At 48.1% G+C, this 23609-nt stretch carries 21 protein-coding genes; 11 read left to right on the top strand and 10 right to left on the bottom strand.

From position 1 onward, the window contains the following. The first annotated feature begins 9 nt into the window (after nt 1–9). The 5 genes from ANT_RS09115 to ANT_RS09095 all read left to right on the top strand — a co-directional run bounded on the left by ANT_RS09115 (nt 10) and on the right by ANT_RS09095 (nt 5767). Complete coding sequence (locus ANT_RS09115) at nt 10–1188, top strand: M20 metallopeptidase family protein (RefSeq protein ID WP_197534054.1); 1179 nt, start codon at nt 10–12, stop codon at nt 1186–1188. Further along, a complete protein-coding gene (locus ANT_RS16360) occupies nt 1185–2057 on the top strand; it encodes a helical backbone metal receptor (RefSeq protein WP_172634605.1) in 873 nt (290 codons plus the stop codon). The genes ANT_RS09115 and ANT_RS16360 overlap by 4 nt, the downstream gene beginning before the upstream one ends. A gap of 98 nt (nt 2058–2155) precedes the next feature. Next, nucleotides 2156–2857 (top strand): FadR/GntR family transcriptional regulator, encoded by a 702-nt coding sequence (locus tag ANT_RS09105; RefSeq protein ID WP_013560219.1) that lies wholly within the window; start codon nt 2156–2158, stop codon nt 2855–2857. Nucleotides 2858–2876: 19 nt separating this feature from the next. After that, nucleotides 2877–4724 carry a 2-oxoacid:acceptor oxidoreductase subunit alpha gene (locus ANT_RS09100; RefSeq protein ID WP_013560218.1) on the top strand — a complete coding sequence of 616 codons (1848 nt, stop codon included), beginning with the start codon at nt 2877–2879 and terminating at the stop codon, nt 4722–4724. 2 nt (nt 4725–4726) lie between these two features. Next, nucleotides 4727–5767: a 2-oxoacid:ferredoxin oxidoreductase subunit beta gene (locus ANT_RS09095; RefSeq protein ID WP_013560217.1), complete on the top strand. Its 1041-nt coding sequence runs from the start codon at nt 4727–4729 to the stop codon at nt 5765–5767. A 41-nt stretch (nt 5768–5808) separates the two neighbouring features. Here ANT_RS09095 and ANT_RS09090 read toward each other — a convergent pair whose 3' ends face one another. The 5 genes from ANT_RS09090 to argF all read right to left on the bottom strand — a co-directional run bounded on the left by ANT_RS09090 (nt 5809) and on the right by argF (nt 11287). Then, on the bottom strand, nt 5809–6618 hold the full coding sequence (locus ANT_RS09090) for a transposase (RefSeq protein WP_172634560.1): 810 nt from the start codon (nt 6616–6618) through the stop codon (nt 5809–5811). 130 nt (nt 6619–6748) lie between these two features. After that, nucleotides 6749–7606 carry a sulfurtransferase gene (locus ANT_RS09085; protein WP_013560216.1) on the bottom strand — a complete coding sequence of 286 codons (858 nt, stop codon included), beginning with the start codon at nt 7604–7606 and terminating at the stop codon, nt 6749–6751. Next, the gene (gene pyk, locus ANT_RS09080) at nt 7603–9081 is read right to left on the bottom strand and encodes a pyruvate kinase (RefSeq protein WP_013560215.1); all 1479 of its coding nucleotides are present in this window, start codon (nt 9079–9081) and stop codon (nt 7603–7605) included. The genes ANT_RS09085 and pyk overlap by 4 nt, the downstream gene beginning before the upstream one ends. A gap of 61 nt (nt 9082–9142) precedes the next feature. Further along, the gene (gene rocD, locus ANT_RS09075) at nt 9143–10345 is read right to left on the bottom strand and encodes an ornithine--oxo-acid transaminase (RefSeq protein ID WP_013560214.1); all 1203 of its coding nucleotides are present in this window, start codon (nt 10343–10345) and stop codon (nt 9143–9145) included. 15 nt (nt 10346–10360) lie between these two features. Continuing rightward, nucleotides 10361–11287 (bottom strand): ornithine carbamoyltransferase, encoded by a 927-nt coding sequence (gene argF / locus ANT_RS09070; protein WP_155818083.1) that lies wholly within the window; start codon nt 11285–11287, stop codon nt 10361–10363. 275 nt (nt 11288–11562) lie between these two features. On the opposite strand from argF, the gene tkt reads away from it, so the two are divergent. Genes tkt through ANT_RS09055 form a run of 3 tightly spaced genes read left to right on the top strand, consistent with a single transcriptional unit; the run spans nt 11563 to nt 16818 of the window. Beyond that, nucleotides 11563–13575: a transketolase gene (tkt, locus tag ANT_RS09065; protein ID WP_013560212.1), complete on the top strand. Its 2013-nt coding sequence runs from the start codon at nt 11563–11565 to the stop codon at nt 13573–13575. 1 nt (nt 13576) lies between these two features. After that, entirely contained in the window at nt 13577–14044 is a 468-nt protein-coding gene (gene rpiB, locus ANT_RS09060; RefSeq protein WP_013560211.1) for a ribose 5-phosphate isomerase B, read from the top strand. Further along, complete coding sequence (locus ANT_RS09055) at nt 14041–16818, top strand: bifunctional transaldolase/phosoglucose isomerase (protein ID WP_013560210.1); 2778 nt, start codon at nt 14041–14043, stop codon at nt 16816–16818. Before rpiB ends, ANT_RS09055 begins: the two co-directional genes overlap by 4 nt. A gap of 69 nt (nt 16819–16887) precedes the next feature. Here the strand turns inward: ANT_RS09055 and ANT_RS09050 are convergent, their stop codons facing one another. Continuing rightward, on the bottom strand, nt 16888–17784 hold the full coding sequence (locus tag ANT_RS09050) for an ROK family protein (protein ID WP_013560209.1): 897 nt from the start codon (nt 17782–17784) through the stop codon (nt 16888–16890). A gap of 158 nt (nt 17785–17942) precedes the next feature. On the opposite strand from ANT_RS09050, the gene ANT_RS09045 reads away from it, so the two are divergent. After that, nucleotides 17943–19121, top strand: coding sequence for an aminotransferase class I/II-fold pyridoxal phosphate-dependent enzyme (locus tag ANT_RS09045; protein ID WP_013560208.1), 1179 nt, complete (start codon nt 17943–17945; stop codon nt 19119–19121). An 84-nt stretch (nt 19122–19205) separates the two neighbouring features. Here the strand turns inward: ANT_RS09045 and ANT_RS09040 are convergent, their stop codons facing one another. Together ANT_RS09040 and corA are read right to left on the bottom strand one after the other, a co-directional pair. Continuing rightward, nucleotides 19206–20039, bottom strand: coding sequence for a DegV family protein (locus ANT_RS09040; RefSeq protein ID WP_013560207.1), 834 nt, complete (start codon nt 20037–20039; stop codon nt 19206–19208). 7 nt (nt 20040–20046) lie between these two features. Further along, complete coding sequence (gene corA, locus ANT_RS09035) at nt 20047–21027, bottom strand: magnesium/cobalt transporter CorA (RefSeq protein ID WP_013560206.1); 981 nt, start codon at nt 21025–21027, stop codon at nt 20047–20049. A 325-nt stretch (nt 21028–21352) separates the two neighbouring features. On the opposite strand from corA, the gene ANT_RS09030 reads away from it, so the two are divergent. Beyond that, complete coding sequence (locus ANT_RS09030; protein WP_041454867.1) at nt 21353–21688, top strand: SCP2 sterol-binding domain-containing protein; 336 nt, start codon at nt 21353–21355, stop codon at nt 21686–21688. Here the strand turns inward: ANT_RS09030 and ANT_RS09025 are convergent. Together ANT_RS09025 and ANT_RS16355 are read right to left on the bottom strand one after the other, a co-directional pair. After that, nucleotides 21685–22035, bottom strand: coding sequence for a metal-sulfur cluster assembly factor (locus ANT_RS09025; RefSeq protein ID WP_013560204.1), 351 nt, complete (start codon nt 22033–22035; stop codon nt 21685–21687). The two genes, ANT_RS09030 and ANT_RS09025, sit on opposite strands and share 4 nt — an antisense overlap. Then, the gene (locus ANT_RS16355) at nt 22032–22673 is read right to left on the bottom strand and encodes a helix-turn-helix transcriptional regulator (RefSeq protein WP_013560203.1); all 642 of its coding nucleotides are present in this window, start codon (nt 22671–22673) and stop codon (nt 22032–22034) included. Before ANT_RS16355 ends, ANT_RS09025 begins: the two co-directional genes overlap by 4 nt. 155 nt (nt 22674–22828) lie before the next feature. Here ANT_RS16355 and sufC point away from each other — a divergent pair, with 155 nt between their 5' ends. Next, the gene (sufC, locus tag ANT_RS09015) at nt 22829–23599 is read left to right on the top strand and encodes a Fe-S cluster assembly ATPase SufC (protein ID WP_013560202.1); all 771 of its coding nucleotides are present in this window, start codon (nt 22829–22831) and stop codon (nt 23597–23599) included. The last annotated feature ends 10 nt before the right edge of the window (nt 23600–23609 follow it).

Here is a 23609-nt window from a genome sequence, read left to right as displayed (position 1 = left end):
AAAGTAATCATGGAGTCTCTACGTCAAGATGCCCAAAATCTGGCTTCGTATTTGATCGAAGTTCGTCGAGATATTCATCGAAATCCAGAATTGGGATTTCAAGAGGTACGTACTGCCAGCCTGGTTGCCAGAACTCTTACCGATTTGGGGATGGAGGTTTCTACAGGAATTGCCAGGACGGGTGTGGTTGCATTGCTGGACTCGGGTAAACCAGGTCCTACCATTTTGGTCCGATTTGATATGGATGCGCTCCCCATCCAGGAACAAAATAGCCACGAGTACGTTTCTCAGATTCCCGGTGTGATGCATGCTTGTGGACATGATGCTCATGTAGCGATTGGTTTAGGGGTGGCTAAATTATTAGCCGCATATCGGGAAAATCTCCGTGGGCGGGTGAAGTTTATGTTCCAGCCAGCGGAGGAAGGTTTGGGGGGTGCCAAACAAATGATTCGCGAAGGGGTATTGGAACAACCGCGTCCTGATTATGCGCTGGCAATGCATGTCTGGAATGAAAAACCGGTCGGTTGGGTGGGGGTTAAGCCTGGTGCATTGATGGCGGGGGCAGATAGTTTCCGCATTCTCATTGAAGGGAAAGGTGGACACGGTGCAATTCCCCACCAAACCGCCGATCCTATCTATGCCATGGCTCAAATCATTACGGCAATTCAATCCATTGTTTCACGAAATGTTTCGCCTTTGGAGACGGCTGTCGTTTCGGTAGGCAGCGTAAAGGCTGGAGATGCTCACAATATCATTCCTCAAACGGGGGAGATTTTGGGTACCATTCGCACCTATTCTGAGCCTGTACGTGACCTGGTCTTAAATCGGTTGCAAGTCCTCGTTGAAGGTATTGCGCAGGCTTTGGGGTGTCGAGCAACTATTAAGATTAATGATGTAACCCCGGCAGTGGTCAATGATGAAATGGTAGCGAAAATCGTGCAAAACGCGGTAGCCAGGATGATGCCCGAGATGGTCAATGATACATCCTGCCAGACAATGGCTTCAGAAGATATGGCATACGTATTGCGGGAGATTCCAGGATGTTATTTCTTTGTGGGGTCAGCGAATTCAGACAAGGGATTGTCTTTCCCTCATCACCATCCTCGCTTTGACATTGACGAAGAAGTACTCTGGCGTTCGGTTGCTGTGATGTCTGCTGCGGTGATGGAATTGGCATGGAGCAAATGAAATTTTCTCTTGATCATGTGCTTGCTCAATTACCTCGTCCGCCTCGTCGAGTAGTATCTCTGGTTCCTTCGTACACCGAAAGCCTGTTTGAATTGGGATTTGGCTCTTCGGTAGTTGGAATTACGGATTACTGCATACATCCTTCCAACGCGTTGAAAAATATTCCCCGGGTCGGAGGACCTAAAAATGCTCGCCTGGAGTCCATCCTTTCTCTGGAACCTGAACTTGTGCTGGCAAATCCTGAGGAAAATCCTGCTGATTTGGTCTTCGCTTTATTCGAAAAGGGTATTCCAGTGTGGGTGAGTTTCCCGCAAACGGTTCAGGACGCTATTCAATTCCTGTGGGGGCTGGTAGATTTGTATCGGGATAAGCAGGCGGCGTTAAAAGTGCGGGTCCTCGAACAAAGTTGGGAATTTGCCCGTCAGGTTTCAGAGTCTCTTCCACGGTTTCGATATTTCTGCCCGGTCTGGGAAGAAACTCTGACAGGGCAGATCCGGTGGATTACCTTCAACGATCAGACCTATCCGGCTGATTTGCTCTCCCTGTTTGGAGGAGAAAATATTTTTGGCGCAAAGCAAAAAGAAAAACCTTCTGGGGAAGGGCAGGATTTGGACCTGCGTTATCCCGTTGTTACCCCTGACGAGGTCTGTAGCGGTGATCCTGAAGTGATTTTGCTTCCAGACGAACCTTTTTCGTTTGAATCTTCTGCAGTAGAACGCTTTATAAAATTATTTCAGAATACTCCAGCGGTGAAAAAAAACCGCATTTGGCTGATTCCGGGCGATACCCTTTTCTGGTATGGGGTGCGTCTGGGAAAAGCCCTTTCCGATTTTCCTGAAGTCTTTTCTTCCCTCTACTCAATGGAATAACATAAAAAAGTCCAATGTTTTTGTGATTAAAGTCGTTGACGGTGCTCTTGTTTTGTGATACGCTTTAATCAGATTAATCTGATTAATAAGAGCAATCTATGGCTTCACCGGAGCACCAAAATTTGTCTTTTCTCAGCCCTTTCCTGCAGTACCTTGCTGAAGTTGGTAAAAAAGGGGATTCCCTTCCACCTTTGACAACGATTAGCGAGCATCTGGGGATCAGCCTTGCTTCTTTGCGAGAACAACTGGAAGTGGCTAGAGCACTGGGATTGGTAGAGGTTCGTCCCAGGGTGGGGGTACGAGTTCTTCCATACTCTCTGAAACCAGCCTTGCTTCAAAGTGCAGGGTTCGCCATTCAAATGGATGAGACTCACTTTGCTCAATTTTCGGACTTGCGAAAACAGGTGGAGGCAGGCTTCTGGTACCAGGGGGTCCTGAGTATGAGTCCTGCCGACCGCCATTCTCTACTTTCTCTGGTAGAAAGAGCAGAAGAAAAATTACGCAGGAATCCCCCTCAACTTCCTCACGAAGAGCATCGCGAACTGCACTTAAGCATGTATCGCAAACTTAACAATCCATTTGTGTTGGGTATTTTGGAAGCCTACTGGGACTTGTACGAAGCGATTGGTTTGGCTTATTACACCGATATGAACTATCTATGCAGGGTGTGGGATTATCATCGCCGTATGGTAGAAGCCATTCTCAATGAGAATCTCGATCTCGGTTTCCAATTATTGATGGAACATGCAGGATTGCTTACCCAGCGTCAGCATCCTGATATTGCTCCTCGATTTGAATGAAAGCAGAAAAGGAGAATTTATGCCACTCACAGAACAACTTGAAACGGTTTCCTCTCCTCAGGTCAATCCGGAAGTGATTAATGATTTTGCTATCACCTTCTGTACGGTGAATGGTTCCGGAAGTGCCACAGCCAATCTCACGGTGATGCGTGCCCTGTTCAAGATGGGAATTCCGGTCTCGGGTAAGAATATTTTCCCGTCGAATATTCAGGGGTTGCCCACCTGGTACACTATTCGGGTTAGCAAAGATGGGTATGTCGGACGGGTTGAGAAGGACAACATTATTGTGGCTATGAATCCCGCCACGTTTGTGAAGGACTTGGAATTTCTGGTCCCTGGTGGTGTGGTTCTCTACAATGAAGACATCAAAACCCCTCCCAATCGAGACGATCTCATTTATTACCCTATGCCTGTCAAACAATTAATTAAGACGGTGGAAATCCCTTCCCAGTTGCGTGATTTTGTCTCTAACATGGTATATGTCGGGATTCTCTCTTATTTGCTGGATATAGACCTGAACGCGGTGCATGCTGCACTGGAGTTTCACTTCAAGGGCAAAAAGACACCGATAGAGAGCAACATGGCGGTTATTCAAAACGCCTATCAATGGGCAAAAGAAAACCTCCAGAAGAAAGATCCTTACAAAGTTGCTCCAATGGATAAGACGAAGGGAAAACTCCTTGCAGACGGCAATACAGCGGCGGCATTGGGGAGTATTTATGGAGGAGTACAGTTTGTTTCCTGGTATCCCATCACTCCAGCATCTTCTCTTCCAGAGGCATTGATTGAATACCTTCCCAAACTGCGCACCGACCCGGAAACCGGCAAACAAAATTACGTGGTTGTACAGGCAGAAGATGAGATTGCTGCTATTGGCATGCTGGTAGGCGCTGGCTGGGCTGGCTTACGTGCCATGACGGCAACCGCTGGCCCCGGTTTGAGCCTGATGAGCGAATATATGGGGCTGGCGTATTTTGCCGAGGTTCCACTGGTCGTCTGGGATGTTCAGCGAGTGGGACCGAGCACCGGTTTACCCACCCGCACTGCTCAGGGAGATATTACGGAAGTCTATTTTATGAGCCATGGTGACACTCAATACATCCAGCTATTCCCAGGAAACATCAATGAGTGTTTCGAGTTCGGCTGGAGAGCGTTCGACATTGCCGAGCGCCTGCAAATGCCTGTAGTGGTGATGAGTGACCTTGATCTTGGAATGAACAACTGGATGTGCGACCCATTTGAGTATCCCCAGACTCCAATGGACCGGGGGAAGGTTTTGTGGGAAAAAGACCTCGAAGCAATTCTTCAGAAGAATGAGGGGAAGTGGGGAAGGTACCTGGACGTAGATGGTGACGGCATCCCTTACCGTACTCTTCCCGGGAATCTGCATCCCAAGAGCGCCTATTTTGCTCGCGGTACCGGACACGATGAATTTGCCGGTTACTCCGAAGATCCAGAAGTTTGGGAGCGCGTTCTTAATCGGCTGGCAAAGAAGTGGGAAACGGCGAAACAATATATTCCAGAGAACGTGCTTTATCCCAGAGATGGTGCGGAGATTGGCATCATCGCGGTGGGGTCAACCGAACCAGCCATTTTAGAGGCGCTGGACTTGCTGGAACAGGAAGGAATTAAGGCAGATTATCTCCGCATCCGGGCTTTCCCTCTCAAAGAGGACGTACAAAAATTTATCGAGTCTCACCAGCGAATCTATGTTGTGGAAATCAATCGAGATGGACAATTACGACAGATTTTGATGATCAATTACCCTCAGAATGCCGGGAAACTCATTCAAGTTTCCAGGATTAACGGTTTGCCCTTAAGTGCGCGCTGGATCCGAGATGAGATTTTGGCACAGGAAAGGAAATAACCATGGCAGATATTCAGGCTCTTAATGCAATCGGCCTTTCGCGAACAGATTATCGCGGTTTACCCTCAACTTTATGCCAGGGCTGTGGACATAATGCAGTCTCCAATCAGATTATTCAAGCCATGTACGAAATGAATATCCAGCCCGAGAAAATTGTCAAATTTTCAGGGATTGGATGCTCGAGTAAAAGCCCGGCTTATTTCCTGGGGCGTTCTTTTGCGTTCAACGGTGTGCATGGGCGCATGCCCTCTCTGGCTACGGGTGCCTTGTTTGCCGATACTTCTCTGTACGGCATGGGGGTGAGTGGGGATGGTGACACTGCCAGCATTGGCATGGGGCAGTTCAAGCACGTCATTCGCCGCAATTTGCCCATGGTATATATCGTTGAGAATAACGGGGTTTACGGGTTGACCAAAGGGCAATTTTCTGCCACAGCAGAAAAGGGATTAACCCTGAAACATGAGGGCACGAATTTGTTCCTGCCTGTAGATATTTGTCTGGAAGCCCTGGCATCTAATGCGACCTTTGTGGCGCGTGGGTTTGCCGGAGACCCCAAGCAACTCAAAGAACTGTTGAAAGCGGCGATTAAACATCGCGGTACAGCCGTGCTGGATATCATCAGCCCTTGTGTCACTTTCAATAATAAGGACGATACAATCCACTCTTATGCTTTTGGCAAAGAGCGCGAAGTCCGTTTGCACGATTTGATTTTTGTGCCTGCTCGGGATCAGTTGACCATAGAGGATTTTGAAGAAGGTACTGTGCGGGATGTAGAACTCTATGATGGTTCGGTGATTACCCTGCGGAAGCTGGAAAGGGATTACGATCCAACCAGTCGAAGCGAGGCTTTCCGTATTTTGGAAGAGGCTCGCGAACGGCGTGAATTAATCACCGGCTTAATTTATGTTGAGCCGGACGCCCCTTCAATTTTTGACCTTTACGAGTTGCCTGAAAAGCCCTTAAACCGGATGACGGAGGGAGAATTACGTCCCGCATCCCAAACGCTCAACCAAGTCCATTCATGGCTTTTCAGTAATCTCTAATAGAATGCTCTGTTGCAAAGATAGGTTAGGAAGAGATACACCTAGCGGTGTATGTTGTAGACCAGTCCTTTGATAATCGGTTCTCGGTTTTGCAGGCTGCGTTTCCGCGAGCGGATGGCTTGCCCGAATTTGCGCTTGATGACCGAATTCACGGTTTCGGTCTTCCAGCGTTGACCATAGAGACCATCCAGGCGAGCCGCAGAGACAAGCTCGCTTCTTGCTCGTCGTTCAGGGGCCAGCAAATTTCCACCTCGCCGAACGGGTGGAATCAAGTCTTGAGGCCGGACAGTCCGACCATCGAACCCTGAATCGGCCAGCAAGACCCAAGCCCGACGTTTGGCAAACCGCCTGGCTTTGCGGCGCAGATAGCCCAGATAAGGGGCATCGCTACCTGGACCCCAGCCGGATTGCATCGCAAGGATGAATTGCGAGACAATTCCAACGGCATAAACGCCCTTCGCCCAGTGGCGATAGGCTTTTCCCGAACGGCTTTGGTAGTAAGAACTGGCCGGGCCGGGTGAGAAGCCGGTACTATCGGCAGCCACCCCTTCTTCTTCAGGCCGTCCGATTTCCTCGAGCAAGGTCTCGTTCATGCGCATCCAATCCGCTTTGCGTATCTTGGCGTAGGTACGTTGCAGGGTCGTATGATCGGGAACACGCGGTAATTCCAGCTCCTTACCAACCGCATCGCTTGCCAGCAGCCATTCTTCCATGTCGCGATAGCTGAGATTCAGGTAGAACATCAACAAAACACAGGCCCCCAACTGCGGCAACGTGAAGTGATGGGGACTCTTGGCATGTGAATACATCGGTAATGCTTGTTTGGCAAGCCGGTAGGCGATCCTCGCCACTCGGACGTATCTGCTTTCTCGTGTGGTCATACCGTATGTTTACCACATTTCAACCATGATTGCAACAGAGCACTAATAGAATGTTATTTGGAAAAAAGCCGTGCGAAGTCTCCGTTTCGCACGGCTTTTTTCATGGTTGGTTACCCCGTCGAATGGGGCGATTGGGATCACGAATCCACTCACTCCACGAACCAGCGTACAATTTGCCCATTCCCAAGCCAGCGATGGACATCGCCAGCAGGTGATGGCAGGAAGTCACACCAGAACCACAATATACGATTGTATGGTCAGGAGAAGTTTCTCCAAGAAGTTCCAAAAATTGTTGCCGTAAGGTATCGGGAGGAAGAAAGGTGCTATCAGGTGCCAGATTAAAGCCGTGGAAACGATTGAGAGCACCGGGAATATGCCCGGCTACAGGATCAATAGGCTCTTCTTCTCCGCTGTATCGTTGGGGTGCTCGGGCATCAATAATTTTCCATTGATTGTTCCCAAGGATCGAAGCCATCTCTTCCGTGGAAATGAGCCAATCATTTTTTGGCGTAAGCCATGGAGTACCCTTGGATGGGGCAGGAATTTCGGTAGAGGTTTTTCTTCTTTCGCGTATCCATTTCTCCCATCCTCCATCCAACACACAGGCCCTTTCATGCCCCCAATACCGAAGCATCCACCACAAACGTGCGGCAAATGCTCCCCCATTTTGATCATAGGCTACTACAAGTGAATTGGGGGTAACTCCCCAGGCAGAGAGTAGTCTGACAAAGGCTTCGGTTTCTGGAAGAGGATGCCTGCCCGTTTGTGGGGTGCGAACTCCACTTAAATCTTCATCGAGGTGGGCGTAGTATGCTCCGGGAATATGGGAGTGCCGGTATTGTTCTCTGCCCCATTCTGTTTGAAACAGATCAAACCGGCAGTCCACAATGACCACTTCGGGATTGCCCAAAATTTGATCGAGTTCTTCCGTTTGGATAAGGTCTCGGATGCTTTTCATGCCTTTTTATCGTTACCAGAATAGGTGTAGGTTTCTCCAAGGGTGTGGAGTAGGCAGAAATTGGGTTGTCTCATTGCTCCAACAGGTAAGCCTGAAATGAGTACAATTTGTTCGCCTTTAGAAAATCCCAATTTCCCCAAAAGCATTTCTTCAACAATCTGAATCATGCTTTCTACTGAGTTAGCAAACGGTACAAGATGGGCGCTAACCCCCCAAAACAGTCCCAGTTTTTGAAGGGTTTCCTGAACCGGGGTGAATGCAAGGATGGGAACAGCGGGGCGGGATTTTGAGGTGTATAAAGCCGTTCGACCGGTCTCGGTAAAAACGACAATGGCTCTCACATCTCGGTCGTGAGCGAGTTCTCGTGCTGCCCAGGTAATCGACAGCGCGTCGCTTTGGACGGCTTCTCGGGGTAAATCCTTGTAATGTCCCCACATGGTGTAATTCATTTCAGCATCAGTGACGATAGATGCCATGGTTCGAATCACTTCAACAGGATATTTCCCTGCAGCGGTTTCAGCAGAAAGCATGACGGCATCTGTGCCATCAAAAACCGCGTTTGCCACGTCCGATGCCTCAGCGCGGGTGGGGCGGGGATTTTGAATCATGGTTTCCAGCATTTGAGTGGCCGTAATGACAATCTTGGCGTGACGATTCGCTAGGTAGATAATCTCTTTCTGGAGGGTTGGTACCTCCGCCAGAGACATTTCCACTCCTAAATCGCCCCGTGCTACCATGACACCATCGGCTTCATGAACGATTTCGTGTAAATTTTGGATGGCTTCGGGAAGTTCAATTTTGGCAATTACCAGAGGCACAGAGCACTTTTCGGGACACCAGGATTCAATGGCTCTCTTGACGGTGCGAATGTCTTCGGCTGTTCGCACAAACGACATCGCCACAGCATCTACACCATGTTCCAGTCCAAACATTAAGTCGGCTTGGTCTTTTTCCGTGAATCCTTCTATTCCCAGGTTGGCTTCGGGCAGATTCACCCCTTTCTGTGAACGAAGTTTTCCCCCGTTGATCACTTCGCTGATAATGTAATCAGGGGTGACCTCTTTGACCCTGAGTTCCAGATTCCCATCATCCATCAACACACGGCTGCCTTCATGAACGCTTGCTTCCAAATTAGGCACATCCATGGGAAGGATTTTGGCAGAATGAGGAACTTCCGGGAGTTCTTTTTTTGAAGTGAGTACAATCAATTCACCGGGATAAAGATCAACCCCATTCTCGGGTAAAACGCCAACTCTCAACTTGGGTCCCTGAAGGTCTTGTAAAATGGTAATTTCTTTTCCCAGTTCTTTGGAAATTTGTCGAACAGTTTGAATGCGTTGAGCGTGTTGTTCATGGGTGCCATGAGAGAAGTTCAAGCGAGCAACATCCATTCCGGCTTCTGCCATGGCACGAATGGTCTCAGCATTTTCACAGGCAGGGCCCAGGGTGGCGATAATTTTGACGCGCCTTTTCAAATTTTCCTCCCGTTTTTTCCAAAATTATACCGCCGCTCCAGTTTCGGAGCGGCGGTGATTTTTACAGACTGGTGAGAACTTCTCGGATTTTGGGGAGTGCCCAGTCAATGGTTGCTCGGTCAATGATGAGTGGCGGTGCAAAGCGAATCACATGCATATGGGTTTCTTTAGCCAGGATTCCCTGTTCCTTCAAAGCTTCGCAGAATCGACGGGCGCCGCCGGCTTCAGGCTTTAACTCAACGCCGATGAGCAAGCCTTTTCCGCGCACTTCTTTAATGTGTTTGCTGGGAATTTCTGCCAGTTGTTCAATGAAGTATTCACCCTGTACCGCGGCATTCTCAATTAAGTTCTCTTCCTGAAGCACTCGAATGGCAGCACGGGCAATGGCAGCGGCAAGCGGGTTGCCACCGAATGTAGAGCCATGTTCACCGGGTTGGAATAAACCCATAAGTGGTTCATCTGCCAGTACGGCAGAAACGGGATAGAACCCTCCTGAGAGAGCTTTGCCAATCACTACCATATCCGGGCGAACATTTTCATGATGGCTGGCAAAGAGTTTCCCTGTGCGTCCCAGTCCGGTTTGGATTTCATCGGCGATGAAAAGCACTTGATTTCTCTGGCAAATCTCTGCTACCTTTTTCAGATATCCAGCCGGCGGGATGATGACCCCGGCTTCTCCCTGGATGGGTTCCAAAAGCACTGCTGCCGTATTCGGGGTAATTGCTTTTTCCAGTGCATCAGCATCGCCATAAGGCACAACTACAAAACCCGGTGTAAAGGGCCCAAAGGGCTCTTTATATGCAGGTTCAGTAGAGAAGGAAATGATGGTGGTTGTACGACCATGGAAGTTCCCGCTGGCCACGATGATTTCAGCCTCATATTTGGGAACTTTCTTGACTTCGTATGCCCATTTGCGTGCCAGTTTAACCGCTGTCTCTACCGCCTCTGCCCCACTGTTCATGGGGAGCGACATGTCGTAACCAGTCAGTTCTGAGAGTTCTTTGTACAGGAGAGGTAACTGGTCATTGCGGAATGCCCTTGAGGTTAATGTGACCCGCGATGCCTGTTCAATCATCGCCTGCAGAATTTTGGGGTGCACATGTCCCTGGTTGAGAGCAGAATAAGCCGAAAGGCAATCCAAGTATTGATTCCCCTCTACATCATACACCCAGACCCCCTGGGCTCGCTCGATAACTACATCCAAAGGATGGTAGTTATGGGCACCGTGTTTTTCTTCCAGTTCAATGAAGTATTCAGATTTCATAAAATCCCTTCGTGATTACCCTGCCTGAAATAGTCGAACCAGAATGGCTTTTTGCGCATGGAGACGATTGTGTGCCTGGGGGAAGATGGCAGAATGCGGCCCGTCAGCAACGGCATCGGTGATTTCCTGACCGCGATGTGCTGGCAGACAATGCATGACAATGCAGTCTTTGTCTGCTTCGCTGACCAGTTGTTCGTTCACCTGATAGGGCGGGAAGACCTTCTCCCGTTCTTTGGCTTCGGCTTCCTGTCCCATGCTTGTCCAGGTGTCAGTGTAGATAACCTGAGCATCTCTGACGGCTTCGTGTGGGTCACGCGTGAAACGAACCTTAGAACCACTCTTAGACGCAAATTGCAGCCCCAGTTCTACCGCCTGTTTGGGCATGTCATACCCTTCAGGTCCGCTGTGGGTGAAATTGCCGCCAAGTTTAGTCACAATGTGCATTAACGAGACGCACACATTATTTCCATCGCCCACGAAGGTGACGTTAACCCCTTTGAGGGTGCCGAATTTTTCAATGATAGTAAGGGCATCTGCCATGGCTTGGCAGGGATGATCATAATCGCTCAATCCATTGATCACCGGAACGCTTGACCATTTGGCAAGTTCGAGAACGTGCTCATGGGCAAAAACCCGAGCCATAATGGCGTGAACGTAACCTGAAAGTACCCGTGCCACATCTGCAATGGATTCGCGTTGTCCCAAACCAATTTCGTTGGGGGAGAGGTACAGGGCATCTCCACCCAGATGGCGCATAGCCATATCAAAACTTACCCGAGTGCGGAGACTGGGCTTCTGGAAAATCATTCCCAATACTTTCCCTTTGAGAAGGGGAGGATTGCCTCCTGAAAAGTACTCTTTTTTGAGTTGAATTGCCAGATCCAGCATACTTTGAAGTTCTTCGGGGGTGTAATCTTGAATACTGATGAAATCTTTTTTCATAACCACTCCTGTTTCTGAAAGAGTCGTGGAATCTGCTGGTAGTATAACATAAGGAAAAACACCTTTCATCCGTCATTCGAATTCCCTTTGGTGGAATAATGTCACAACCTGGAAATTGGGAAATGATGGACTATTCTCGAAACTATATATGGCGAACCCACCAGAAAAGTTTGTAAGGGCGGTGGTAAAATAATTCAGATTTTTGTTTATGCTAAGTGAGTTCGTTGAAACTTTTACATCAGCCTAATCATCCTTAAGTACGAAGGGCGGGCACAATGGAAACAAAAGAATTTCAGAATAAAGCCTTGAATACTATTCGTTTTCTGTCTGCTGATGGTGTCCAAAAGGCCAATTCAGGGCATCCGGGGTTACCTATGGGAGCGGCGGCAATTGCCTATACCGTTTGGACAAGGCATTTGAGGCACAATCCTGCAAACCCGGGGTGGTTTAACCGTGATCGGTTTATTTTGTCCGGCGGTCATGGATCCATGCTTTTGTACAGTCTCCTCCACTTGACGGGGTATGACTTGCCACTGGAGGAACTTCAGCAGTTTCGTCAGTGGGGAAGTCGTACTCCTGGACATCCGGAATATGGATTAACCCCCGGCGTTGAGACAACCACTGGCCCGCTTGGACAGGGCTTTGCCAATGGGGTGGGTATGGCAATTGCCGAGAAGCATCTGGCGGCTGTGTACAATCGCCCTGGCCATGAAATAATTGATTATTTTATCTATGCTCTGGTGACGGATGGCGATTTAATGGAGGGGGTAGCCGCAGAAGCCGCATCTCTGGCAGGGCACTTGAAGTTAGGAAATTTAATTTATCTGTATGATGACAATCGCATTACCATCGAGGGTTCTACAGATGTCGCTTTTACCGAGGACCGCGCGAAACGGTTTGAGGCGTACGGCTGGCAGGTGTTGTTTGTCGAAGATGGCAACGATGTTGACGCTATCGACTCGGCTATTTCGCTCGCTAAAACCGATCCACGCCCCAGCCTCATTGTGGTGCGCACCCATATTGGCTATGGTTTGCCTACCCGTCAGGATACTGCCAAAGCCCATGGAGAGCCCCCTGGTGAAGAGGAACTTCGTGGCGCAAAGGTGAAGTTGGGTTGGCCTCTCGAACCCTCTTTTTATATCCCTGATGATGTTCTTGCTTTCTTCCGTCAGGCTGTCGAACGAGGGAAACATTGGGAGGAAGAATGGCAAAGGAAATTTGAAGCCTATCGTCAATCCTACCCCGATCTGGCATCTGAATTAGAGCGGCGAATTCTCGGTAAATTACCGGATAACTGGGCTGAAGGATTGCCGGAGTTCCCTGCTGACCCGAAAGGTATGGCTACGCGTGTTGCTTCTGGAAAGGTGCTGAACGCCCTGGCTGCTCGATTGCCAGAATTGATGGGCGGTTCTGCTGATTTAGCCCCCTCCACGATGACCTGGATGAATTCTTCGCCTTCATTCCAGGCAGAATCACCGGAAGGCAGGAATTTGCAGTTTGGGGTTCGCGAACACGGCATGGGTGCGATAGTAAACGGTATGGCTTACAATGGGGCTTTCATTCCTTTTGGCTCGACTTTCCTTGTGTTTGCCGACTATATGCGCGGAGCCATCCGTTTATCGGCATTGTCGCATTTGGGTTCAATTTGGGTATTTACTCATGACAGTATCGGACTGGGTGAGGATGGGCCTACCCATCAACCTGTTGAACATCTGGCAAGTTTACGGGCAATCCCCAATCTGGTTGTGCTCCGTCCGGCGGATGCCAATGAGACCAGGGAGGCCTGGAAAGTGGCTATTGAGCGGCGGCATGCACCCACTGTTCTGGCACTTTCACGTCAGCCAGTACCGACACTGGACCGAACAGAATTAGCCCCTGCAAGTGGAGTGGCTCAAGGGGCTTATGTGTTAGCCGATTTGGGGGATAAGTTGCCTGAAGTGATTCTGATGGCTTCGGGGTCAGAAGTTGCTCTGATTTATGAAGCCGGAAAGGAACTTGCCAGAGAGGGCATTGCTGTTCGTTTGGTCTCCTTCCCCTCCTGGGAGTTGTTTGCTCAACAAGATGTTTCCTATCGTGAAAGCGTCTTACCTTCTCATATCAAGCACCGTATCGCTGTAGAAGCAGGTATTGGTATGGGATGGGAACGCTGGGTTGGCTGTGAGGGGAAGATCATTTCGATCGAGCGCTTCGGCGCATCTGCCCCTTACAAGGTCATTTACCAGCAATTGGGATTGACCGTTGAAAGAATAGTGGAAGAGGCGCAATCCCTTCTGAGGGGAGGATATTAAAATGCGGGTAGCCGTTGCATGTGACCATGGTGGATTTCCATTAAAAGCCACGGTACTTCGTGTGGTTCAGGAAGAAGGGCATGAACCTCTTGACCTGGGGGCCTATGATGCGCAAAGTTCCGATTACCCAGACTATGCCTTAAAAATAGGGGAAGCCATTCTCAGTGGTAAAGCGGATAGGGGGATTCTACTTTGCGGTTCGGGTGTAGGTGCTTGTATTGCCGCTAATAAAATTCAAGGTGTTTATGCAGGGGTTTGCCACGATACCTATTCTGCACACCAGGGTGTGGAACATGATGATATGAATGTGCTTTGCCTCGGTGCCAGGATTGTTGGTGAAGAACTTGCCAAGGAACTCGTTCGGGCATTTCTTCGAGCGAAGTTTTCTCAGGAAGAGCGTCATGTCCGCAGAGTACAGAAGGTGCGTAAAATTGAACAGAAAGGAGCGGTTCAACCGAAAGACGTATGAGCAACCGATTCCAGCAATTAATGCAGGTAGGTCAATCCCTTTGGTATGACAATATTCAGCGTTCCCTGATTAAGAACGGAACGCTGAAGCGAATGATTGAAGAAGGTGAAATTCGCGGGATTACCTCGAACCCCACAATTTTCAATCTGGCAATCTCCAAATCACAGGATTATGACTCGGCCATTGCACCAATGGCTTGGGCAGGTTGGAGTGCAGAGCAGATTTTTTATCAACTGGCAGTGGAAGATATTCAATCTGCCGCTGACCTTTTCCTCCCCCTGTATGAAAAAAGTGATCGGGCGGATGGATACGTAAGTCTGGAAGTGAGTCCATACCTTGCCAGAGATGCACAAGCAACGGTGCGAGAAGCCCTTGAACTCTGGAAGCGTGTTGACCGCCCGAATTTGATGATTAAGATCCCGGCTACTCGAGAGGGACTTGAAGCCATTCGGGAAGCGATTGCACAGGGTATCAATGTTAATGTGACCTTGATCTTTTCCCTGGAACGTTACCGTGAGGTCATTGAGGCTTACCTTTCTGGTTTGGAAAAGCGAGTGAATGCAGGTTTACCGGTAGATCGCATTGCCTCTGTGGCTTCTTTCTTCGTTTCCCGGGTGGATACAAAGGTTGACGCTCTTTTAGAGAAGTTAATTGCAGAAGGAAATTTGACTGAGGAAGAAGCCTGCTCCCTGATGGGGAAAACGGCTATTGCTAATGCTAAACTGGCGTACCAGATCTTTAAGGAGACCTTTAACTCCTCCCGGTTTAAGAGATTGGCAGAAAAAGGGGCTCGGGTACAGCGCCCGCTCTGGGCTTCTACCAGCACGAAGAATCCAAGATACCGTGACGTGCTTTACGTTGAAGAACTGATTGGCCCTTTGACGGTTAATACGGTTCCTCCTCAAACTCTGGACGCATTCCGTGATCACGGTAACGTATCATTAACCCTTGAAGAGGGTGTGGAAGAGGCAAAATCTCATCTGGCACACCTGGAGCACCTGGGAATTTCCATGTCGTTGGTCACTGCCCAATTAGAAGAGGAAGGGGTTAAAGCCTTCGCCGATTCTTTCTCTACGTTGTTACAGACGCTAACTCAACGCAAGGAAGAGTTTAACTCCAGTTTAGGTCCACTTGCCCGGGCAGTATCTCAAAGGGTTAAGGTTTTCGAAGAGACACAATTTATAGAACGTTTTCACCGCCATGATCCATTTCTCTGGTCATCGATTCCAGAGGAACAAGAAGAAATTCGCAAGCGAATGGGATGGTTGGAAGCCCCTCAAACCAGTCGGGCTCTTGTTTCTGCAATTGAGCAATTTGCCCAAGAAGTAGTAGAGGCGGGTTTCACCCATGCCGTCTTGCTGGGTATGGGGGGGTCTTCGTTAGCCCCGGAGGTCTTACGTCAGGTGTTTGGAGTGGGCAAGATTGGAGAGCATCCGGCTCTGGACTTGTTGATTCTGGACTCTACCGACCCTGCGCAGGTTCTGGCAGTCGAGTCATGGTCCCCGGTTGAGCGAACGCTTTACATTGTTTCCAGTAAGTCTGGAACGACCATTGAAATCACAGCATTCATGGAGTATTTCTGGAAAAAAGCCGTGGACCGTTTTGGCTCCAAAGCCGGTTCTCATTTTATTGCAATTACCGACCCCGGTACAAAACTGGAAAAGATTGCGAAGGAACGAAATTTCCGCAAAGTGTTTTTAGCCGACCCCACTGTTGGAGGACGGAATTCAGCGCTGACGGCTTTCGGATTGGTGCCGGCTGGTTTGTTGGGAATTAATTTGGAGGAGTTCTTGTCGCGCGCCGAGCAAATTTCCAGAGAATGCCGTCCTCAGATTCCTGCGGGACGCAATCCCGGCTTGGTGCTGGGAGCCATTCTGGGAGAATCCGCACTGGCAGGGCGTGATAAGGTGACTTTGCTCACAGATGCTCTCTGGCAACCTCTGGGGGCGTGGCTGGAACAATTAATCGCTGAAAGCAGTGGCAAGCGTGGCAAGGGCATTGTCCCGGTTGACCTGGAACCACTTTATCCAGCAGATGTGTATGGTGCGGATCGCCTGTTTGTATACTTGCGTTCTACAGGAGAGAAAGATGATTTTGTGAACCAATTGGTTCAAGGTGATCATCCGGTGGTGGTGATAACCACAAACGATCCCATGGATCTTGCGGGAGAGTTTTACCGCTGGGAAGTTGCTACGGCTGTTGCATGTTCGGTCATTGGCGTAAATAGTTTTGATCAGCCCGATGTACAGGACAATAAAGATCGCAGTGTGAAGAAAATTCAAAACTTCCACGAAACGGGAGTACTGGAACAGGAAAAACCTGTATGGGAGAAGCATGGTGTTCAGGTTTTCAGTACATCTCCAATTGATGGGCTGTCTCTTAAGGAAGTGGTGATGCGTTTTCTTCAAAATGCTACTCAGGGGGACTATATTGCCATCAATGCTTATTTGCCCCGCACTCCCGAAATGCAGACGGTTTTAGGAAAATTGCGTACCTGGATTCAGCAATTGACCGGCTTGCCGACGACTCTGGGCTTTGGGCCCCGTTTCTTACATTCAACCGGGCAATTGCACAAAGGTGGGGCAAACAATGGGTTATTTCTCCAGATTACCGCTGACTCTCAAACCGATGTAGAAATTCCGGGCATGAACTTAACTTTTGGGCAATTAGAGCGAGCCCAAGCGTTGGGAGATTACGAGTCACTTGTTGCGCGTGGACGGCGGGTGATCCGAATTCATCTGGGGAAAACACCTCACGAGATTCTGGATTTCTAGATTGATCTACCTGAAATGGAGGCGGAGCCGGTTTACTTACTTGGGCTCCGCCTTAATGTTATCTGTACTTTACACAATCTGTTGTGCCATGGCTAGTGAGCCTAGAATTCCTGCACGGTTGCCTAATCCCGGTGGGACAATATAGTGTTCAATGTCATCTAATAGTGCCCTTGCTTGCACATAGCCATTCAGAATTCCCAGGACTTTCTGACGAATGACTGGGAATAAATGAGAACGTTGCATGACCCCTCCACCCAGAATAATTTTTTGCGGAGAAGTAGTAAGAATCAGGTTACTCACCGCAAGGGCAATATATTCGGCTTCAAGTGACCACGCAGGGTGGTCATCAGGGATTTGATAGCCCGGCATTCCCCAGCGTTTTTCCAGTGCGGGCCCGGAAGCCAACCCTTCAAAACAGTCGCCATGATATGGACAGTTCCCCAGGAAGGGGTCTTTTTTGAGATCGTGGGGAAGACGCATGTGTCCAACTTCAGGATGAACCAGCCCATGAATGGGGTTCCCATTGACCAGAATTCCCCCACCGATTCCTGTCCCAATGGTAATGTAAATAAAATCGCTCAGCCCTTTTGCGGCACCCCATGCGGCTTCTCCAATGGCTGCGCCTACCACGTCATGTTCGAAAGCAATGGGCAGATTCAGGGCTTTTCGAATGGCACCTACAACATTCGTGTTCTTCCAACCTGGTTTTGGAGTTGAGGTAATGAATCCATACGTAGATGAATGGGGATTTAAGTCAATGGGTCCAAAACATGCGATACCAATGCTGCGCAATTGTTCTCTGTATTTTTCTTGTTGTTCTTTGAAGAATGCAATGACTTTTCCCAGCGTTTCTTCCGGTTGGGTCGTGGGAATACGAATTTCTGCCCGAATATCATCGGGACCGCTGCCAACAGCGCAAATGAACTTGGTACCACCTGCTTCAATTCCACCGACGAGTTTTGACATATGCCCTCCCTGATAAACGTCCTTAATAAAATTATAAGCGTAAACCGCGCCTCTTAACCATCCTTAATCCAGTATAATCAACTCATGCTCTGAATCGGTTTATTTTTTATTTTTCAGAGCAAGATTAATTCTTTCATTTCAACCCACGAGGAATTCATATGGACATCTTTGAAAAAACCCATCAGTTTACTGCCGCAAAGGAGGCAATAAAAGAAGGATACTATCCATATTTTATCCCTTTGAACGAAAACGAGGGAACTGAGGTGGTATATAAAGGGCACCGGCTGATCATGTGCGGTTCGAATAATTACCTCGGTTTGACCACCCACCCTAAAGTGCGTGAAGCCGCGATGGAAGCCATCCGAAGGTATGGGACCAGTTGCACAGGTTCGCGGTTCCTCAACGGCACGCTTGAAATGCACGAAGAACTGGAACGTCGCCTTGCGAAGTGGGTAAAGAAAGAAGCGGCTCTGGTGTTTTCTACCGGTATGCAGGCAAATTTGGGTGCGGTTTCGGCAATTGTCGGACGGGGAGATTACGTGATCCTTGATAAGGATGACCATGCCAGCATCGTGGACGGAGCGCGCTTAAGTTTTGGCGAAATTGCCCGCTTCCGCCATAATGATGTGACTCATCTGGAAAAAGTGCTTCAGTCTTTGCCAGAATCAGCCGGAAAACTGGTCGTTGTGGATGGTGTCTTCAGTATGGGGGGAGACCTGGCGCTTTTGAAGGAGATGGTCCCTGTTTGCCAGAAATATGGTGCACGGTTGATGGTTGATGATGCTCATGGTATGGGAGTGATGGGGGGAGGAAGAGGAACTGCGGAAGAACTTGGCGTAACGGCTCAGGTGGACTTGATTATGTCCACTTTCAGCAAATCTTTTGCCTCACTGGGCGGTTTCATCGCCGGAGATGAGGACGTTGTCCATTATATCAAGCATCATGCCCGTTCGTTAATCTTCAGTGCCAGTATCCCTCCGGCAAATGCTGCCGCCGCACTGGCTGCGCTCGAAATTATGGAGCAGGAGCCTGAGCGTGTTCAGCGGGTAATTCATATTGGAAAGAAGATGAAAAAATCCTTTGAGGAGATGGGATATAACACGGGCAATTCACAAACTCCCATTATCCCCATTATTATTGGTGATGATCAGAAAACGTTCTTTTTCTGGAAGGCACTGTTTGAAGCGGGAGTATTTGTCAATCCGGTTATTTCTCCGGCTGTTCCTCCAGGCATGCAGTTATTGCGCACCAGTTACATGGCTACCCATACCGATGAACAATTAGATCAGGTCCTGGAAATTTTCTATCAAATCGGAAAACAAATGGCGATTATATAGAGTGCTAGGGCGGACTCAAAGTGGAGCCCGCCCTGTTTTATCCTCAATTCATTGTATTGACTGATCCTGCTAAAGCCAACTGCTTTATTTCAATCTGTACAGGATGCCGATGGTGTTTGGCCCGCAATGGCTGGCGATGACTGAACCGGCATAAGTCATATGAATTTCTTCAATCGGCGCACGGCTCAACAGTTCTTGTTTGAGGAACTCAGCATCCTCATCGCAGCCTGTGTGGGTGATAAATACTCTCTTCAACCAGACTTGCGGAAGGTCCTTCTCAAAGTCAGCGACCATGCTCATCAATCCTTTTTTTCTTGCACCGCGGGTCTTGGAACGCACGCCGAGGGTGCCATCTTTGCGGACCTCAATAATCGGGCGAATCGAGAGCAGACTGCCCATGAGGTTTTGCAGTGCGGAACATCTTCCACCCTTATACAGATAATCCAGAGTATCAATGATAAAAGATGTGCGTACTTTGGGTACACGTTGAGAGATTTCCTCGGCAATTTGTGCGGCGCTATACCCCGAGTCTCTCAATTCTGCTGCTTCCACGGCAAGCATCCCAATGCCGGTCGAAAGATTCAGGCTGTCGACAATATAGATATCGTCTCTTCCAAGATGCTCTTTGGCAAGGATGGCATTTTTCAATGTTGCCGACAGTTGCGAAGAAATTCCAATGTACACATGGGGACCAGGGGTTTCAAAACGTTTCAGGAAATCTCCAATGGATGCTGCTGAAGTTTTGGGTAATCTCCCTGTTCTGGATACAAAATCAAACAATTGTGGAAGTTGAATTTCCACTCCATCCAGAAAGGTTTTGTCATCCAGAAGAACGTACAGGGGGATGACGGAAAGAGTGTATCTTTCAATGAGCGAAGGGCTTAAATCTGCAGTGCTGTCTGTCCATATGGTAGTCATAATTCCCTCAAAACCAATTGCGTTTTTTGAAGAAGAGTATCATCCCTGAAGCAATCAGGAAAAAAATAACCCACACCATCAAATAACCATAGCGCCAGCCGAGTTCTGGCATATGGATAAAATTCATGCCGTATACCCCCGCGACGAAGGATAACGGCAGGAAAATCGTGGAGACAATTGTCAGTGCTTTCATGATCTCATTAAGGCGAAGAGATGTCGAGTTCAGGTAGATATCCAGAATACCAGTCACAATGTCTCGCAGAGATTCTGACAGGTCCTGAAGTCGTACAAGATGATCGTAAATATCTCTGAAATAAATCTTGCTCTGCTGGTCAATCATGGGAAATTCATCCCTGCTCAGACGATTCATAATTTCTCGTTGCGGGGCGACCAGTCTGCGCATGGACATTAGTGCGTGTTTCATTTCAAGGGTTTTAGAAAGTACATCAGGGGTAGGAGATTGCAAAACCTGATCTTCCAAAAATTCTATTTGTTCATCAATTTCATCCAGTACAGGAAGATAATCATCTACCAAATGATCAAGAATGGCATGGCAAAGAAAATCCGAGCCGCGAGTGATCAGGCGTTCATCTTTCTCAAGATGTTTCCATACGGTTTCAATGGGGGATACGTAACTTTCATGAGTAACGCTCACAACGTAATTTTTCCCAAGGAAGATATCTACCTCAATCGGTTCTGAAATTTCCCAAAATTTTCCTGAGGGAAGTGCGTGCATGACAATGAATAAATAGTCCCTAAACTCATCTATTTTAGAGACCTGATACCCATGACTTGTACAATCTTCGATAGCCAGAGGATGAAAATGAAACAGGTTTCCAAGGATAGTTTGCAGTTCCTCTTCTGTGGGCGCGCTCAGGCAGACCCACAGCAATCCTTCAGGATCCTGCAAGGCCCTGTGAATTTCCTCAATGGAGAGGTTGGTTTGGGGAATGATATGATGGTTAGTATAATATACCGATCGAATCATGGCAGGGCTTCCGCAAGGAGCAATATGGAAGTTATTTTATTCGATTTTCATCTTTTTGTGAAATCACTTCCTCAATGTCTTACAATGGTTTTCTGAAGGTCGGATATTCTTGAGCGACTGATATGGGGTGCCTGTGTAGGGAATTATCTATCACGGCAAAGTGATTTTTCTTGCAGTAATGGTGATTATTGGAGTAACTTATCCAAAAATTTTTGCAATTTATGATGGATGATTTGTTTATGAGAGTTCTGAAAGATTTACAGGAATTTGGCAATTCAATCGGTTGCAGGTACAATCAGAGAAATTTTGGAGAGTTGAGGAAATCATGCAAGAACCAGAAAAAAATCAAATCACTCAAATTCTGTTGCAGGCTTTTCAACCGGAAAAAGCAGGGGGAATCAAGGCCGTTATCCAGGTTGAGTTAAGTGGAATGAATGGTGGAAATTACTACCTGCGGATCGAAAACGGACATCTTGAAGGTGGCGAAGGAAGAGTGGAAAAGCCACATCTTACGTTGGTTTCAGACATGCAAACACTTATGGATATCTTACAAAAGAAAAGCGACCCAATGAATGCATTTTTTCAGGGCCGCTTACAAGTCAAAGGAGATATGGGGCTGGCAATGAAATTAATCCAGGTTTTTAAGAACCCCTGGAGTTAGTAAATCCCCCAATCATCAATCAGCCCTTCTTCCATATAGGAAAAGTCCCACATCTCATCTGCCCGAAAGTCGATATGTGTGGGTATCCCTAAAACTTCTTCCGTTTTCTGACGTGTGGTTTCCAGCATGGCTGGCCCATATGGGCAGAATGGAGTGGTGAGAATCATTTTGATTAAAGCATTGCCATCCTCAATGGTTACATCGCGAACCAACCCTAACTGAATAATATTCAAACCAATTTCCGGATCAACAATCGTGCGTAAGGCTTCAGTAAGCGGTTCAACCAACTCGGGGTGTGTAGAATCAATACCCCATTCCGGACGGTTTTGGTTTTGAGTCTCGGTCATTTGGCTTTCTCCACGATAGATTTTTTGCTGATAATATAACTACAGTGAGGGTCTCCCGACAATACACAGGAAACTTTCTCTGCTGGGGTTGCCAGCATGGTGCTGATCAATTGTTGATCCACCGCGCACACTTCCGGGTGTGATTGACCAATTTGATAGTACGGACAGGTAATTTCCCGAATCACGTACTGGTCACCCTGTTGTTCCCATTCCACTGTGAAGCCTTCCTGAGCCAGCAATTGTTTGACTGCTTCCATTTTTTGTTCGAAAGGCAGAGATTTTACCTTTTCGGCCGCTTCTGCCGCAATATCTTCCGCAATTTGTTCAAACAATCGACTCACCATGGGAGCAGGAAGGGCTTCTTTTAACTGTTCCAGTAAGCGGTTGGTCAGACGCAGATATCGGGATGGAAAGCGTTCCATCCCTTTTTCGGAAAGGGAGTACACCTGGCGAGGCCTGCCCACGCCGTGACGTTCTTCTTCAATTACAATTAACCCTTCTGCCATTAAAGCGTTTAAATGATGCCTTACAGAGATTCCATTAATACCAGCAGCGTCAGCCAATTCCTTGATGGTGGATCTGGGGTGGGTCAATAATGTATGAAGAATTCTATCCCGCGTGCTTTTGATTTGTTCCATAGCCTTCCTGTCCCGCTTTTGTTTTGTAGTATAACTTTTTCTTTGGAATTTGTCAATATATAAGATTTTTATATTAAATATTGACGTACCCGCTTTGCTATGCTATAATGCCATCAGTTCATTGAAAAATCCAGACGGTAAAGGAGTTGAAAGTTATGTCTGAGTTGGTCATCAAAAATTTACATGTAGCCATTGAAGGAAAAGAAATTATTAAAGGGCTGGATCTAACTATTCGTCAGGGTGAAGTTCACGCGATTATGGGTCCAAACGGTACGGGCAAGTCCACACTGGCATACACCCTGATGGGACATCCTGCTTATGAGGTAACCGAAGGGGAAGTCTGGTTCAAAGGACAAAATATCCTGGAACTGGAGCCCGATGAGCGTTCTCGCCTGGGTATTTTCTTGGCTTTTCAATATCCCGTTGCTATTCCAGGGGTAACGGTGGCAAATTTCCTGCGCACTGCTATTAATGCCCGACGTCGTGCAGAAAACCCCGAGGACAAAGGCATTCCCATCCCCGAGTTCCGCAAACTTCTCAAATCCAAAATGGAACTGCTCAAAATGGATCCCGCTTTTGCGGGAAGGTATCTAAATGATGGCTTTTCGGGTGGTGAGAAAAAACGTGCCGAAATTTTGCAAATGGCAATGCTCCAGCCGGAAATCGCCATTCTGGATGAGACCGACTCAGGCTTGGATATTGATGCGCTCCGTATTGTGGCAGAAGGCGTGAACGCTTTGCGCAGCAAGGATTTGGGGGTTCTGGTGATCACCCATTATCAGCGCATCTTAAACTATATTACCCCTGACTTTGTTCACATCATGTTGGGCGGACGAATTGTCGAGTCTGGGGATGCCGACCTTGCTCTTCATCTTGAGGAACATGGATACGATTGGGTACGCGAAAAGTACGAAGCCGTTTCATAGGGTTTTACGG

This window comes from Anaerolinea thermophila UNI-1 (assembly GCF_000199675.1).
Classification (GTDB): domain Bacteria; phylum Chloroflexota; class Anaerolineae; order Anaerolineales; family Anaerolineaceae; genus Anaerolinea; species Anaerolinea thermophila.
This window is presented reverse-complemented; position numbering and strand designations above follow the sequence as displayed.

Excerpts from the sequence above, each read along its gene's own strand:
- ANT_RS09115 (WP_197534054.1), top strand. The coding sequence starts at position 10 with ATGGAGTCTCTACGTCAAGATGCCCAAAATCTGGCTTCGTATTTGATC.
- ANT_RS16360 (WP_172634605.1), top strand. The coding sequence starts at position 1,185 with ATGAAATTTTCTCTTGATCATGTGCTTGCTCAATTACCTCGTCCGCCT.
- ANT_RS09105 (WP_013560219.1), top strand. The coding sequence starts at position 2,156 with ATGGCTTCACCGGAGCACCAAAATTTGTCTTTTCTCAGCCCTTTCCTG.
- ANT_RS09100 (WP_013560218.1), top strand. The coding sequence starts at position 2,877 with ATGCCACTCACAGAACAACTTGAAACGGTTTCCTCTCCTCAGGTCAAT.
- ANT_RS09095 (WP_013560217.1), top strand. The coding sequence starts at position 4,727 with ATGGCAGATATTCAGGCTCTTAATGCAATCGGCCTTTCGCGAACAGAT.
- ANT_RS09085 (WP_013560216.1), bottom strand. The coding sequence starts at position 7,606 with ATGAAAAGCATCCGAGACCTTATCCAAACGGAAGAACTCGATCAAATT.
- rocD (WP_013560214.1), bottom strand. The coding sequence starts at position 10,345 with ATGAAATCTGAATACTTCATTGAACTGGAAGAAAAACACGGTGCCCAT.
- argF (WP_155818083.1), bottom strand. The coding sequence starts at position 11,287 with ATGAAAAAAGATTTCATCAGTATTCAAGATTACACCCCCGAAGAACTT.
- tkt (WP_013560212.1), top strand. The coding sequence starts at position 11,563 with ATGGAAACAAAAGAATTTCAGAATAAAGCCTTGAATACTATTCGTTTT.
- rpiB (WP_013560211.1), top strand. The coding sequence starts at position 13,577 with ATGCGGGTAGCCGTTGCATGTGACCATGGTGGATTTCCATTAAAAGCC.
- ANT_RS09055 (WP_013560210.1), top strand. The coding sequence starts at position 14,041 with ATGAGCAACCGATTCCAGCAATTAATGCAGGTAGGTCAATCCCTTTGG.
- ANT_RS09050 (WP_013560209.1), bottom strand. The coding sequence starts at position 17,784 with ATGTCAAAACTCGTCGGTGGAATTGAAGCAGGTGGTACCAAGTTCATT.
- ANT_RS09045 (WP_013560208.1), top strand. The coding sequence starts at position 17,943 with ATGGACATCTTTGAAAAAACCCATCAGTTTACTGCCGCAAAGGAGGCA.
- ANT_RS09040 (WP_013560207.1), bottom strand. The coding sequence starts at position 20,039 with ATGACTACCATATGGACAGACAGCACTGCAGATTTAAGCCCTTCGCTC.
- corA (WP_013560206.1), bottom strand. The coding sequence starts at position 21,027 with ATGATTCGATCGGTATATTATACTAACCATCATATCATTCCCCAAACC.
- ANT_RS09030 (WP_041454867.1), top strand. The coding sequence starts at position 21,353 with ATGCAAGAACCAGAAAAAAATCAAATCACTCAAATTCTGTTGCAGGCT.
- ANT_RS09025 (WP_013560204.1), bottom strand. The coding sequence starts at position 22,035 with ATGACCGAGACTCAAAACCAAAACCGTCCGGAATGGGGTATTGATTCT.
- ANT_RS16355 (WP_013560203.1), bottom strand. The coding sequence starts at position 22,673 with ATGGAACAAATCAAAAGCACGCGGGATAGAATTCTTCATACATTATTG.
- sufC (WP_013560202.1), top strand. The coding sequence starts at position 22,829 with ATGTCTGAGTTGGTCATCAAAAATTTACATGTAGCCATTGAAGGAAAA.